This window comes from Candidatus Margulisiibacteriota bacterium (assembly GCA_003242895.1).
In the GTDB taxonomy this organism is placed as follows: Bacteria; Margulisbacteria; Riflemargulisbacteria; order GWF2-39-127; family GWF2-39-127; genus GWF2-39-127.
Map to the genome: position 1 here is coordinate 13,909 of QKMY01000059.1, position 13,096 is coordinate 27,004.

Consider the following 13,096-nt stretch of genomic DNA (forward strand, 5'->3'; position numbering starts at 1 on the left):
ACTTACCTCTTTATATTATTTGCCATCCCCATCATATTATCAGCAGTTTGAATTGCTTTAGAGTTAATTTCGTAGGCTCTTTGTGCCATGATCATTCTAATCATTTCTTCCGCGATATCGACGTTCGAGTTCTCAAGATAGCCTTGATCTATCGTTCCCAGTCCTTCTTTTCCGGGAGTCCCTACCATAGGAGTTCCTGATGAGCCGGATGCTTTATACAGATTTCTTCCGGTGCTTTCTAGCCCTGACGGGTTTGAAAACCGGGCGATTGTTATCTGTCCCACTTGCTGCGGGGTAACGTCTCCAGGTGCTAATACTGACACCGTGCCATCTGAGCCGACGACTATTTTTGTGGTATTGCTGGGAATTGAAATCGATGGTTCGAGTGGCATGCCTTCGTTCGTTACCAGGATACCTTCACTATTGGCAGAAAATGAACCGTCCCGGCTATACTGGGTATCGCCATCTGGAGTTATTACCTGAAAAAAACCGTCTCCCTTTATGACAATATCATAAGGGTTGTCAGTTTTTCGGAAGTCACCTTGTGAAAATATCTTTTGCGTTGACATGGGCTTGGTACCCAACCCAACTTGTAATCCCGATGGAATTTGTGTTTCCTGGGTAGAGTATGCGCCTCCAAATGTGGTTGTCTGGTAAAGCAGGTCTTGAAAATTAACACGGCTTTTTTTAAATCCGGTTGTATTAACGTTTGATAAATTATTGGCAATGACGTCAACATTCATCTGTTGTGCCATCATACCTGTTGCTGCAATCCAAAGTGACCTATTCATAACATATCCCTTTCTTTATACCTTAGCTATCTCATTCACTGTTTTTCCCATGGCTTGATCAATTATTGTTACGACTTTTTGATTGGCTTCAAAGCTTCGTTGGACATTAATCATATTAACCATCTCAACCATGACGCTTGCATGTGTGATATTCGATGACTCCAGGTATCCCTGGCTGACTCTGGGATAGCTGACCTGAAAAGCTTGATTTGAATCTTGTGGATAAAACATGGATGCGCCTGCACGGGTCATTTGATATGGCTTAGGAAAATCGGTTACCACCAAAGAATCTATTTGTTTTCCATCACCGAATACGTAACCTTTTTCATTCACTACTAGTTTTTCTGCGGTCCCTACGTTAATGGTGCCATTCTCTCCCATAACGTAATAGCCGTTTTGGGTTACAAGATAACCTTCGGAGTTAACTGAGAAGCTTCCGTTTCTCGTATAGGCTAAACCATTGGGTGTCTGGATGGTGAAGAATCCGTCATTGTTAATGCTCATATTCAGATCGCTACCGGTAAATACTTGAGCTCCATCGGTAAAATCTGTTTTGATTTCATTAACGTAAGCTCCGGCTTTTTCTTGATTCGGAGAGTTTTGTATTGACTGATTCTGTCCGTTTGTGAAGCTTTTTGTGACTGCGATAGCCTTTTTGAAGCCTGGCGTGTCCATATTGGCAGTATTGTTAGATAATATTTCTAATCTAACAAGGTCATTTTGCATGCCGGAAGACGCTGCATAAATACCATTGAGCATGATGGTCACCTATTTATTTCTTGTATATGCGTTTTGGGGAAAACTGAGATAGTCGATCTCAGCTATTAGAGCGTCCGACAAGCGGTCCAGCTACATACACTGATCCCCAATTGCACTTATTATCGGTTAGTAAAAATAAAACTTTAGGGATAATATTGCACAATCTATGCAGTGGAGATAAAAAACTGGAAGACTTAGTTAAGTCCGCGCTCTATATGGCTATTTTTGCTGCAAATTATAAATTTTTAGTTCTGAAATAAACCCAAATTATCAATCCTTTGATCTGTGGATAAGATTTTGTCAGATGTTAACGGAAAAAATATATATACAAAGTATTTGAAATTATGGGAGTTAATGTTATATTAATCATAACAATCTAATAAATTAAAAATAAGATGATGATCGGTGAGTTAAATAGAAATACCGGATTCCTGCGATAGCAGGAATGACAAGAAATAAATACTTAAGCCCGAATGCGCACTCAGCACATAGGTTTATAGACTAATTATGGATATTGCATCTAATATAGAAGAGATAAAAAAGAATATAGAACGCTACTCCAAAAGTGCGAAGGTTCGGCTGATAGCAGTTACCAAAACCGTAGATATTCCAACAATAGAGGAGCTTCTTCGCTGTGGAGTTACTGATCTTGCTGAAAATAAAACACAATTATTAGAGAAAAAAGCAAAAGAATTGGGAAAATATACAAATTTAGTTTGGCATTTGATCGGACACCTTCAGACAAATAAAATAAAAAAAGTATTGCCGATCGTTGAGTATATTCACTCGGTTGATAGTATTCATTTGGCATGCGCAATAGATGAACATGCAGGAAAAACGGGCAAGCGCGTGAAAGTTCTTCTGCAGATAAATGTTTCCGGTGAGAAAAGTAAATATGGTTTTCAAGAAGACGAATTTTTAGATAATATTAGTGCTTTAAAAAATATAAAAAATATTGATATAATAGGATTAATGACAATGGCGCCGTTAAGTGCGTCTGATCCAGAATTACATACGATTTTTAAAAGACTTTTTGAGTTCGGGGAAAGAATCAACTCGTTAAACATTCCCACTATCAAGATTTCAGAGTATTCAATGGGGATGAGTGATGATTACATAGTTGCATTGCAAGAGGGTGCTACGATGATTCGCGTAGGGAGCGCAATTTTTAAGTAAGAAGGAGTACGAAGAATGAGTGAATTTATGGATAAGGCAAAAATATTTTTAGGGTTTGAGTCTGGTCCGGAAGAGCAGGAAACGAAGAAGGTTCAAACTGGATTTCCAGCCAAGACGAATTTGATAAAACTAAACTCAGTAAAACAACCAAATCAAGCTGAAGTGAGGGTGGTTGAACCAAGAATATACGAAGATTGCCTTACAATATCAACATTTTTGAGAGAAAATAAACCGGTAATCGTAAGCCTGAAATACGTTGATAGCCAGAACGGTAAACGCCTGGTAGATTTTGTTTGTGGAACCGCATATGCAATCAATGGGCATATGTTAAAGATTGGTGAAAACATTTTTCTTTTTACCCCTGAAAATATAGCTATCGTTGAAGGTGATGAGCATAACTCTAATGAGGAAAGCCTGGAAGTGAATACACCTCCTTTGCTTAAGGCAACTAACGTCGGATAATGATCAATAACAAAATAATTGGTTTTATTGGTGCGGGAAAAATGGCGGAAGCAATAATCAACGGGATTATCGCTTCTCGATTTGTTTCCCCTGGCAATATACTTTTTTATGACCCATCCCAAGAAAGACAGAATTTTATCTGTGATACCTATAATGTAACGGCTGTACAGGATAACCAAGAACTCTGCAAGAGAGCTTCTGTTATCATCTTGGCAATTAAGCCGCAACAAATGGACGTTGTCCTACGCACAATTAAGTCCGATGTTCTTGAAAATATGTTATTTATTAGTATTGCAGCCGGAATTACTATAGATAACATTAAGCATACCATAAATAAGAATGTCAAAGTTATTCGGACAATGCCGAATACCCCATGTCTCCTGGGATATGGCATGACTGCAATTGCGCCTGATCAGATCTCAACGGAAGATGATGTTGCCTTTGTTGACGGAATTTTTAAGGCAGTTGGAAAAACATTGATAACGTGTGAAGATAAGATAAATAGCATAACTGCCCTTAGTGGCAGTGGCCCTGCCTTTTTTTATGAAATTGTCGAAAGCTTTGCTCAGGCAGGAGTTAATCATCACCTGAGTTATGACGAAAGCCTTCTGTTGATTACCCAGACAATGATTGGCGCGGCTAAAATGATTGAGAACTCTAAAAAAACTACCAAAGAATTAATAAACATGGTATCCTCTCCAGGAGGAACGACGGTTGCCGGATTAAAAATTTTGCAGGACGGCATCTTGAAAGATACGATAGAGAAGACCGTCACAGCAGCGAAAAATAGAGCTGATGAGTTGAACAAAGGATAGTAAAGGATAGTATATGTTATATAATATTGTTAGTTATGTGTTTCAAGCATTGTATTATCTGCTAATTGCAAGGGTTATCCTGTCTTGGATCCCTCATAATCCTAGTCATCCAATCGTACAACTTTTGTACACTCTAACAGATCCGATTCTGGAACCTTTCAGGAAACTGCTGCCTTCTTCAAGTATGGGAATAGATTTTTCTCCGATTATAGCGTTCATAGTTCTTGGGCTTGTTCAAAATCTAATATTGGGGTTGCTTGCGAGGTTGCTTGGGTAGGTATTCGGGAGTTCCTGTATGTCAGTTTTATTTTCAATAGGTATGATAGTTAAAGCTGGTCTTAGAATCCTCTATTTCGTTCTAATTTTGCGATTCATTGTTTCCTGGATATCCTATAGCAGTCGAGCTAACTATTATAAGGAACCTAATCCTTTCGTTAAATTTATTAATGCAATTACCGACCCTATCGTGAGTCCGTTTCAGGGCATTTTTCCTACTACCGGAATAGATTTTTCTCCGATCGTGGTTGCGCTTATTTTGTATTTTTTCATTGAGCCACTCATTTTTCGCGTGTTTTTTGGTTTTTAATGTATCTTGAAGAGCATCCTTCTTATATAATCCTCAATCTGCGTGTTATGCCTAAAACCCATAAACGGGAAGTTGCCGGTTTTTATAATGACCGTCTTAAAATTAAGATCAATGCTGCTCCGGAAGGAGGGAAAGCCAATAAAGAGGTTATCGCCTTTCTCTCGGAGATATTAAAGATTTCGAAATCATCGATCGAGATTATTCATGGTGAATTATCTCAAAATAAAACGGTGAAAATAACCGGAATAGATAAAAAGTATGCGGAGTCTTGTATTGTTTCTCCTTGATTCCTGATATCAAACCCTGTATTATGTTTTTTGACATAATCTAAAATTGCATCGTGGATAATGAACATGGACCTGTTTACACATTCAATGGAACAACTGTTAGAGAAAGAAGCGCCGCTTGCGTGGCGGATGAGACCGAAGAGCCTATCCGAGTTCGTAGGGCAAGGGCATATTTTAAGTCCGGGGAAGCTGCTGCGAAGGCTTATTGAAGCGGATAGGGTCCAGTCAGTTATTCTATTTGGAAAACCAGGCATTGGGAAGACCTCACTTGCCAATGTTATTGCCCATTCCACGAAGTCGGCTTTCAGGACGCTCAATGCCGTGACCTCAAGTGTGAAAGATATTCGAGAGGTTATTGAAACCGCTAAAGAAACACAGAAGCTTTATAATAAGAAAACCCTTCTTTTTGTCGATGAAATTCATCGGTTTAACAAGGCGCAGCAAGATGCCTTATTGCCGGACGTGGAGAAAGGGATTATCAGGCTTATCGGAGCTACCACCTACAATCCTTTTTTCTCTGTTATCCCGGCATTAGTATCGAGATCGCAGATTTTTGAGTTGCAGCCTCTATCTATTGAAGACATCGGCATCGTGTTAACGAGGGCATTGGCTGTTGATGTGGTCCTTACTCGATATAATCCGGAAGTGGCTGACGGGGTGCTTTCTTATTTTGCTCACTATAGTAATGGAGATGTTCGAAGAGCGCTGAACGCGTTAGAACTGGCTACATTAACAACGCCGACTATTGCTGATAAGCGGCTGGTAACAATGGAAATAGCAATGGAATCTATTGATAAGAAGCCCGTTGTTTACGATGAAAATGAACATTTTGATGTAATATCCGCTTTTCAGAAAAGTATGCGTGGTTCTGATGTTGATGCTACTCTCTACTGGATGGCTAAAATGATCTATGCCGGAGAAGATCCTGTCTACATTGCCCGCAGGATCATGGTATGCGCTGCTGAAGATGTCGGAGATGCAGATCCTCAGGCATTAGTTATTGCGACCTCGGCATTCACTGCTGCCCAGCAGATCGGGTTGCCTGAAGCCAGGATCCCGCTGGCACTTGCAGCTACCTATATAGCCAAAGCTCCAAAAAGTAATGCTGTTTATTGTGCGATTGATGCAGCTATATCTGAGGTCTCAAATAATCCGGACCTTAGCGTTCCTGCTCATTTGCGAGATGCCCACTATCCTGGAGCCAAAAGCCTTGGCTATGGAAAAGATTATATCTATCCTCCTTCTCACCCTGGAGAAAAGATCGAGCAAAGCTATTTACCAATAAACAAAAAGTTCTATTTTCCAACAAAATAACCTGAATATCTGCGAGTTTCTGTTCTTGTTTTTAGAATTTAGCATATTTGATTATATGTTTAAATCTTGATGTTGTGATGTGCTCTTGGTGCAATAATTTGTTTTTTGCCAAACTTATGTTACTATAGGACGTAATATTTGTTATAAGCTATTATTTTCGAGTAATTTATTTTATTAAATTTTTTTAACTAAGAAAAATTAAAAATGAAAAAACTCAACACAATAATAATATCCTCCAGCTTTTTAATGCTTCTTCTCAACAATGGCCTTTGTGCTTTGGAAGAGAAAAACCAACAACAAGGAGATAAGCGAGTTGTTGCTGAGTCGATGAAAATCGCGGATACTCCTAAAATTGAAAATATACAGCATCCAACCGGTTCAAGCTCAGTAAAAAATAGCATTTCACTGCCAACGGGGCCTTACGGACTTCCCGCGGGCGAGGTTTCGGAAAATGTGAATATCCACGCGACCGCCAATGTTTCAGCTGCCTTTGATTTTGATTTGCCGCAAAAGGTTTTGCCAAAAGGAATTGAAAAAGACTTAAAGGAAGCAATAGAGGAAGAATTATACTGGGATCAAAACAAATTCGGTTCGCAAGTCGGGCATGCATCCCTTTATGCCGGAATGTTTCATAGAAGAAGGACCGCGAGCGGGGAACTTCATAATAACTATGCAGCTTCGGCCGCGCATAAAAAATTACCCTTCGGTACAGAAGTAAAGGTGACTAACTTACAAAAGGGATCAGACTATGGAAAGACTGTAATAGTAAAAATTAATGACAGGGGCCCGTTTGTAAAAGGAAGAATTATTGATTTATCGATAGAAGCTGCTAAGAAAATCGGATTGACCATCAGTAAAGGTATTACCAAAGTCAAGTTAGAGGTCGTTAAATCCTCCGCAGCAAAAGCTGGTGCGGTCAGCGCTAATATAGTTTCTACAGCTAACCGCGGAGTTGTTCAATGAGCTAATATGAGCAGTAGCTAAACTCATAATAGGGTAGAAAAATTTAAAAGAAGCAACTGGTGAAATAAATAAGAATTATATTTGTTTTGAGGGTTTATCGTAAAAGATCGTTTCAATAACTATAAAAAATTGAAATAGTGATTTATAATAGGGTGGTTAGTATTCCGGGCTGCTTGTTTGCAGGTAGGCTAATAATTTCAAAAGGAGAAAGATATGAATCCCATATCTGTAGAAAACATTCAAGCCAGATGGAGCGAATTAGAGCAGTTGTCTATGGAAGAACAGGAAATTCTGGTCAGTGATATGAGTGCAGCACAGCCAGATATTTTGGTATACCTGACTGATGTTGGTGAAGAACTATTAGATCAGGAAGAGAAAGAAGTTTTGTTAAGTTTTGCGGTTGTTGTGTGGTTCATAATGTCAAAGGAAAATACTACCGCTAAACAAGTTGAGGAAATCAGCTTGGATGAAATTGAACAAAAGAATATCGAACTGCTAGAGGCACTTGAAGTTGAAGCAGAAGAGACGCTTTGGGATAAACTTGAATTACTTCTTAATGAGCATAATCAAAGTGAAATAATGAATTTGATTGCAGATGAATTGCTCTCTTCCGTTGATGAGAACCTTATTAAGGAAGAACGTTTTTTGCTTCTGCTATTTATTCTGAAGACTGTTGTTGATGCACTTGATGAAGATTAAAACCAGTGGTGCTGATATTGATCTAGTTTGTATTTCAAATATTTATAGTGTTAACCCTGCGCTAAGCGGGGTTACTGCTATATTCGCGATAAGATACAGGTGTGTGCAATGAAGCATGTCCCTTAGCTGTATAGCTTTGGAATATCCGTATACTCTTGTATTAGGTTTTGATTTGGTACGTGATCCAGTGCCTGGATAATTGTGGATAATTGATCTTTGTTTCGAAAACCACAAATGGCCGTACTGACTTCCTTATAATTCAACAAATAGCCAAGCGCAAAATCTAGTAAGGAATGGCCCGTTGCGGCAAAATGCTTTTTTATTGTATCCAGGACGTTGAGTTTGAATTCAAACGATTCGCCTTTCCACCAAGGTGCCCACGAACGAAAATCGCTGCTATCATATTTTTTCCTCTCTCTATTAACTCGCCCCGTAAGTATTCCCTTATCCAAACTTCCCCAACTCATAAACCCAAGATTGTCACGTTTGACCAGTTCAAATAGGTTTTCTTTAGGGTAAGATGCGAAAAGATTAAATTCTGACTGAAGAACCTCTATGCTCTCTACTTCACAAGCCTTTTTATAGTTTTCCAGATTGGTATTGCATAGGCCAATAAATTTGATTTTACCTTCACGTTTGTTCTTTGACAAAATTTCCATTACCCGCCGAATATCTACTTTCGGGTCCGGATAATGGACCAGATAAAGGTCAATGTACTCCCGATCCAAATCCTGTAATGACTGATGCAGCATTTTTTCAATTACGGCAGGTTCATTGTCCAGGTAAATCCGTTTATTATCCTTCCAGGTTACGCCACCTTTGGTCACGATAATAATATTATCAGTTAATCCCTTAAAGGCTTTTCCAATGCGTTGTTCCGAAAGTCGATATCCGTATACCGGAGCCGTGTCATAAATATTAATTCCCTGCTCATATGAGCATTTTAGTAAATCGATGGCTTCTTGTTCACAGATATCACCGAATCCGTATCCACCACCTTCACCACTGATACTTGCACCTCCAAAAGCGATTTCAGAAACTTGCAACCCTGTGGACCCAAATTCCCTATATTTCATAGCTACCCTTTCTGTTAATAGCTTGGAGAGAGCCCCGATCTATTTGTTTTGCCTAACAATTTCGGTAACGAATGCTGAGATTTTTTCGTCATATATTTTTTTGTCTTTTAACTCTTTGGCATTAAACCCGGTCAGGGCAATTGCTTTTTTCCCGGAGACTTCTTCCATGTAGCCAACAACTTTTTTAGGGTCTGTGTTTCCGGATGTAGTAAAGAATGCGACTTTTTTGAGTTGTTTGCCGGTTTTTGTGAGATAGGCGCGTACTGCTGGGGCCATATTCCATGCCCAGATAGGTGTGCCGATAATGGTGAGATCGTAATTGACCGGGTTTTTTTGCAGTTCACCTAATTCTGTCAGGCTTTTTTTACTTGCGTCCTTCGCGGCAAAGAAATAATTTAAAAATCCACTCCTGTTTTTCTTATCCGTTATTTTTTCAATATCTGCGTGAAGCCTGGAGGCAATATCTTTTGCTACACGCTCCGTATTCCCGGTTTTAGAATAATAGACCACTAGAACCTTTTTGTTGTTTGCCATTTTCTCTCCTCCTTGTGCAATGGATACTGTAGCCCCGATCAAGAGGTACCCTAAGATAATTAATAATAATCGCGATTTCATTTGCAAATCTCACTTTTTTGTAAGGGTATTATACTGTGTCTTTGATTGGTTATACTCAAATTCCGGGTATTTTTCAATAGGTTTTTTTGTTTTTGACTGAAACTTCAAGTGAGTGAGGCTCTCTGTCTGCCTGTGCGTCTATACTATTGTTGTCAAGAAATTCTGATGATAGAATTGGTTAATGTTTAATTTTGACTGCTAGATGGGCAGAATTGGCGGCACGTATAATTAAGGAGATCGCGCGTGAATATTCTTACAATTTTTATAATTGCTGTCGGGCTTGCTATGGATGCGTTTGCTGTTTCAATCAACAGTGGACTGGTTATTCGTCCGCTGAAGCTGACCCAGGCGTTGAAGATCGCTTTCTTTTTTGGTGGTTTTCAGGCTTTGATGCCATTGGCAGGATGGCTTATGGGGTATTCAATGAGGGATTATATTGTGAGTATCGATCATTGGATTGCCTTTGTTAGCCTTACAGTTATCGGGCTTAAAATGATATACGAAGCTACAAAGCCAGACTTGGAAAAAACCGAAGGGAATCCATTAAAAACCGGAACATTGTTAATCCTTGCAATTGCCACGAGTATCGACGCTCTAGCTGTCGGCGTTTCGTTTGCTTTTTTAAATAGTTCGATTATGTTTGCTTCTATTGTAATTGGCGCGATAACTTTTTTTATTTCTCTTTCGGGAGTTTATATTGGGAATAAAATTGGCCATTTCTTTGAAAAAGGTGCAGAGATAGCCGGTGGAGTTGTGCTCATTATTATCGGAGTCACAATGCTTTTTAGCTGAGATTTTAGCCTAAATAAAACTCTAAATAGCCATCATTGCTAATTGAAAAATTAGTATTTCCTACTTTGCCGGTTAGTTTATTAATGAGAATTATCTCGGTCCTGGCTGTGAGCATTTCTTTGATACGCGTTATTTCTTTCATTCCATCTCCTGAAAAGGTTATATATTTGAATGTTTCGAGGAACCCCTTATTACTCAGTTCAAGCAGGTTGCCAGCAATTGAAAATATTTCTACAAGTTCTGGTGCGGATAACTCCTGTGCTATATACCAGAAATACTGGAAATATATTTTTTCGACTGCGGGAGGGAGCGTGTTCTGATGCCTTTGGTAAAAATCAGGCTGTCCAATTAAATGCCGGAACCGTTCCCGCTGCCATATGTTTTTGAGTTGTCCTAGCTTGGTCCTGTCATTTACTGAAAAGAGCGCATTAATTTTTTCTTTGCCCAGGAAGCCATCTTTTGTACTATGGATATCAATTGTAGTTAAGATGATTAGTAAATCCCAGAAGCGTTTGGCCGGATAGTTGTCATGCTCGATTTCGGTAATAAGATCGAGGCCATAGTTAACAGAGGCCTCGCCTAAGAATAGATCTCCAAGATATGAGTGATTGCTGTTAATGATTTGGGCAAGCCTTGTCTCGTAGTCAGAATAACCGTCATTTATAAAATCATTTCTGCAAATTTCGCCACTTTTTATGAAGTGCCGGGAGTTACCATAGATTGTGCCATAATCATGGGTAAGCAGTATCAAAAACAAATAATGTTCGTCACGTAGTGTCTGCGTATATTCCAATGTTAGTTCTCGTAAGGTAGTGAATTGGTCTATTGTAATGGGATGTGCACCTTTTTCCACTGCTAATTCGTCGAGATGGTTGAAGTTCTTATAATCGTTTTGGACAAGTTGATGATAGCTTAGAAGTGTTTTTTTTGTATGTTCATACCGTGTGTAGTTGTTTCTCACTAATTCAGAGTTTTTTAACTCCTGTAATCGCGGATACCTTTCCAGTAATAGCGCTTCAAAGGTTGTTCGTAACTGTGGTCCGTCAAATAGGTTTTTTATCGAAAAATAAGGTTTGTTATCTGTCATAGAAGGGCTCGCTTTTGAATTTGTAAATGAAATTCATTATATCTGATGTCCTTCATGCGTTGCAAATAAAAACTTTTAAAATATAACTTCTTATGTATAATGCAGGCAATATGGGGATATGGGACGTTATCGGAGGAAGGAACCAACAGGAAATGTAAAAAGGGGGTAATTATGGGATATCTTGAGCAATATAGAGAAATTGTTGGAGATGAAGTCATCGCCTTGCTGTACAAAAAAGCTCGTAAGCTTAATGGGAAACATATTGTACATATCAACTCTACTCATATGGGAGGCGGGGTAGCGGAAATGCTGGTCTCTCTGATCCCACTGATGAATGAACTCGGGATTGACACTGGATGGCGCGTATTGCATGGTAATCCGGATTTTTTTCAGATTACCAAATCCTTTCATAATGGATTGCAGGGAGAAAGTATTAGCCTTAACGAAATAGAGAAAAAACTTTACACCCGGACAAATGAGTTTTTTTCCTCGTTTACGCACCTTGGGCATGATTTAGTTATTGTTCATGATCCGCAACCTTTAGCCTTGATTGACTTTTTTAAAAAACATCAGCCGTGGTTGTGGCGGTGTCATATTGACCTCTCCCATCCTAACCAGGAGTTATGGGATTTTTTTAAGCGGTACATTATCCAATATGATCGAGTTATTGTTTCTAATGAGATTTATAAACAAAAAGATCTCCCGATAGACCAGCATATCCTTTATCCTGCTATCGATCCGCTTTCTTCTAAAAATAAAGAACTGAGTGAAGAAGAGATTGGAAATACAATAAAAAAATATGCACTACCAACGGATAAGCCAATTATTACACAGATTTCAAGATTTGATAAATGGAAGGACCCGGAAGGGGTTATCGATGTCTATAAACGGGTAAAAGAGACTATTGATTGCCGCTTGATATTATGTGGTAGCATGGCTTCGGATGATCCTGAAGGCATTGAAATATATGAAAGGGTAAGGACCAAAGCGCAGCACGATCCGGATATTATCCTTTTAACGATAGAGAACAATATTCTTGTTAACGTATTACAACGAATCTCTTCTGTTCTTATACAAAAATCTTTAAAAGAAGGTTTTGGGCTTACGGTAACGGAGGCATTGTGGAAGGGAACTCCGATTGTCGCGTCTAATATCGGAGGTATCCCAGTCCAAATCACAGACGGAGTTAATGGGTTTCTTTTGTACCCCAATGATATAGATGGTTTTGCCAATAAGATAATCCAGATACTCCAGAATCCGGACGTTGGAGCAAGTATGGCTGCAAATGGGAAAGAGACGGTGAAAAAGTATTTCTTAATGACGCGCCTATTGTCGGATTATTTGGAACTGCTTAGCGAGATGCTGCAAAGTCGATGAAGATAATCTGTTAATTAGGTGATTAAGTTTGCCTTTAATGGGTTTACTGTATAATATAGATAGATATGGATAATATAAATACAATTATGAGTATAGGGAACTCAGGATTAATTTAAGGATATTTATATAACAATTTAATGATGGAAGTGCCTGCTTTGTGTGTGCGATGGTTCAATTAGAAGATAAGGTATTTATAGTATTATGAACTAGATAGAAGCAACTGCAATATTGAAATTAAGCAGATAGCTAAAGGAAAAAATAAAGATGTTTGATGCGCTTAAAGCAGTTGAATCTCAA

Annotated in this window: 16 protein-coding genes; 11 read left to right on the forward strand and 5 right to left on the reverse strand. The window is 38.8% G+C overall.

Annotated features, from left to right (window positions below):
* Positions 1–2 precede the first annotated feature (2 nt).
* Positions 3–791, reverse strand: coding sequence for a flagellar basal-body rod protein FlgG (gene flgG / locus DKM50_10805; protein PZM78617.1), 789 nt, complete (start codon positions 789–791; stop codon positions 3–5).
* Positions 792–806: 15 nt separating this feature from the next.
* Positions 807–1,550: a hypothetical protein gene (locus DKM50_10810; GenBank protein ID PZM78618.1), complete on the reverse strand. Its 744-nt coding sequence runs from the start codon at positions 1,548–1,550 to the stop codon at positions 807–809.
* 507 nt (positions 1,551–2,057) lie between these two features.
* Here DKM50_10810 and DKM50_10815 point away from each other — a divergent pair.
* From DKM50_10815 to DKM50_10855, 9 genes are all read left to right on the forward strand, one after another.
* Positions 2,058–2,726 (forward strand): YggS family pyridoxal phosphate-dependent enzyme, encoded by a 669-nt coding sequence (locus DKM50_10815; GenBank protein ID PZM78619.1) that lies wholly within the window; start codon positions 2,058–2,060, stop codon positions 2,724–2,726.
* A 15-nt stretch (positions 2,727–2,741) separates the two neighbouring features.
* A complete protein-coding gene (locus tag DKM50_10820) occupies positions 2,742–3,188 on the forward strand; it encodes a hypothetical protein (protein PZM78620.1) in 447 nt (148 codons plus the stop codon).
* Positions 3,188–4,003 carry a pyrroline-5-carboxylate reductase gene (proC, locus tag DKM50_10825; GenBank protein ID PZM78621.1) on the forward strand — a complete coding sequence of 272 codons (816 nt, stop codon included), beginning with the start codon at positions 3,188–3,190 and terminating at the stop codon, positions 4,001–4,003. Before DKM50_10820 ends, proC begins: the two co-directional genes overlap by 1 nt.
* A gap of 13 nt (positions 4,004–4,016) precedes the next feature.
* The gene (locus tag DKM50_10830) at positions 4,017–4,280 is read left to right on the forward strand and encodes a YggT family protein (GenBank protein ID PZM78622.1); all 264 of its coding nucleotides are present in this window, start codon (positions 4,017–4,019) and stop codon (positions 4,278–4,280) included.
* Between the two features lie 18 nt (positions 4,281–4,298).
* A complete protein-coding gene (locus tag DKM50_10835) occupies positions 4,299–4,589 on the forward strand; it encodes a hypothetical protein (protein ID PZM78623.1) in 291 nt (96 codons plus the stop codon).
* Entirely contained in the window at positions 4,589–4,876 is a 288-nt protein-coding gene (locus DKM50_10840) for a YggU family protein (protein ID PZM78624.1), read from the forward strand. The genes DKM50_10835 and DKM50_10840 overlap by 1 nt, the downstream gene beginning before the upstream one ends.
* Positions 4,877–4,942: 66 nt before the next feature.
* Entirely contained in the window at positions 4,943–6,190 is a 1,248-nt protein-coding gene (locus tag DKM50_10845) for a replication-associated recombination protein A (GenBank protein PZM78625.1), read from the forward strand.
* Positions 6,191–6,517: 327 nt separating this feature from the next.
* Positions 6,518–7,153, forward strand: coding sequence for a hypothetical protein (locus tag DKM50_10850; protein PZM78669.1), 636 nt, complete (start codon positions 6,518–6,520; stop codon positions 7,151–7,153).
* 213 nt (positions 7,154–7,366) lie between these two features.
* A complete protein-coding gene (locus DKM50_10855) occupies positions 7,367–7,852 on the forward strand; it encodes a hypothetical protein (protein ID PZM78626.1) in 486 nt (161 codons plus the stop codon).
* Between the two features lie 122 nt (positions 7,853–7,974).
* Here DKM50_10855 and DKM50_10860 read toward each other — a convergent pair whose 3' ends face one another.
* Together DKM50_10860 and DKM50_10865 are read right to left on the reverse strand one after the other, a co-directional pair.
* Positions 7,975–8,928 (reverse strand): hypothetical protein, encoded by a 954-nt coding sequence (locus DKM50_10860; protein PZM78627.1) that lies wholly within the window; start codon positions 8,926–8,928, stop codon positions 7,975–7,977.
* Positions 8,929–8,967: 39 nt separating this feature from the next.
* Positions 8,968–9,543, reverse strand: coding sequence for a hypothetical protein (locus tag DKM50_10865; GenBank protein ID PZM78628.1), 576 nt, complete (start codon positions 9,541–9,543; stop codon positions 8,968–8,970).
* Between the two features lie 243 nt (positions 9,544–9,786).
* Between DKM50_10865 and DKM50_10870 the strand changes: the two genes are divergently transcribed.
* Positions 9,787–10,335: a manganese efflux pump MntP gene (locus DKM50_10870; protein ID PZM78629.1), complete on the forward strand. Its 549-nt coding sequence runs from the start codon at positions 9,787–9,789 to the stop codon at positions 10,333–10,335.
* Positions 10,336–10,339: 4 nt separating this feature from the next.
* On the opposite strand, the gene DKM50_10875 is transcribed toward DKM50_10870, so the two are convergent.
* Positions 10,340–11,422: a hypothetical protein gene (locus DKM50_10875; GenBank protein ID PZM78630.1), complete on the reverse strand. Its 1,083-nt coding sequence runs from the start codon at positions 11,420–11,422 to the stop codon at positions 10,340–10,342.
* A gap of 171 nt (positions 11,423–11,593) precedes the next feature.
* Here DKM50_10875 and DKM50_10880 point away from each other — a divergent pair, with 171 nt between their 5' ends.
* Positions 11,594–12,799 carry a glycosyl transferase family 1 gene (locus DKM50_10880; protein ID PZM78631.1) on the forward strand — a complete coding sequence of 402 codons (1,206 nt, stop codon included), beginning with the start codon at positions 11,594–11,596 and terminating at the stop codon, positions 12,797–12,799.
* Positions 12,800–13,096: the final 297 nt, after the last annotated feature.

Coding starts and splice junctions, on each gene's coding strand:
- flgG (PZM78617.1), bottom strand. CDS start 791: ATGAATAGGTCACTTTGGATTGCAGCAACAGGTATGATGGCACAACAG.
- DKM50_10810 (PZM78618.1), bottom strand. CDS start 1,550: ATGCTCAATGGTATTTATGCAGCGTCTTCCGGCATGCAAAATGACCTT.
- DKM50_10815 (PZM78619.1), top strand. CDS start 2,058: ATGGATATTGCATCTAATATAGAAGAGATAAAAAAGAATATAGAACGC.
- DKM50_10820 (PZM78620.1), top strand. CDS start 2,742: ATGAGTGAATTTATGGATAAGGCAAAAATATTTTTAGGGTTTGAGTCT.
- proC (PZM78621.1), top strand. CDS start 3,188: ATGATCAATAACAAAATAATTGGTTTTATTGGTGCGGGAAAAATGGCG.
- DKM50_10830 (PZM78622.1), top strand. CDS start 4,017: ATGTTATATAATATTGTTAGTTATGTGTTTCAAGCATTGTATTATCTG.
- DKM50_10835 (PZM78623.1), top strand. CDS start 4,299: ATGTCAGTTTTATTTTCAATAGGTATGATAGTTAAAGCTGGTCTTAGA.
- DKM50_10840 (PZM78624.1), top strand. CDS start 4,589: ATGTATCTTGAAGAGCATCCTTCTTATATAATCCTCAATCTGCGTGTT.
- DKM50_10845 (PZM78625.1), top strand. CDS start 4,943: ATGGACCTGTTTACACATTCAATGGAACAACTGTTAGAGAAAGAAGCG.
- DKM50_10850 (PZM78669.1), top strand. CDS start 6,518: ATGAAAATCGCGGATACTCCTAAAATTGAAAATATACAGCATCCAACC.
- DKM50_10855 (PZM78626.1), top strand. CDS start 7,367: ATGAATCCCATATCTGTAGAAAACATTCAAGCCAGATGGAGCGAATTA.
- DKM50_10860 (PZM78627.1), bottom strand. CDS start 8,928: ATGAAATATAGGGAATTTGGGTCCACAGGGTTGCAAGTTTCTGAAATC.
- DKM50_10865 (PZM78628.1), bottom strand. CDS start 9,543: ATGAAATCGCGATTATTATTAATTATCTTAGGGTACCTCTTGATCGGG.
- DKM50_10875 (PZM78630.1), bottom strand. CDS start 11,422: ATGACAGATAACAAACCTTATTTTTCGATAAAAAACCTATTTGACGGA.
- DKM50_10880 (PZM78631.1), top strand. CDS start 11,594: ATGGGATATCTTGAGCAATATAGAGAAATTGTTGGAGATGAAGTCATC.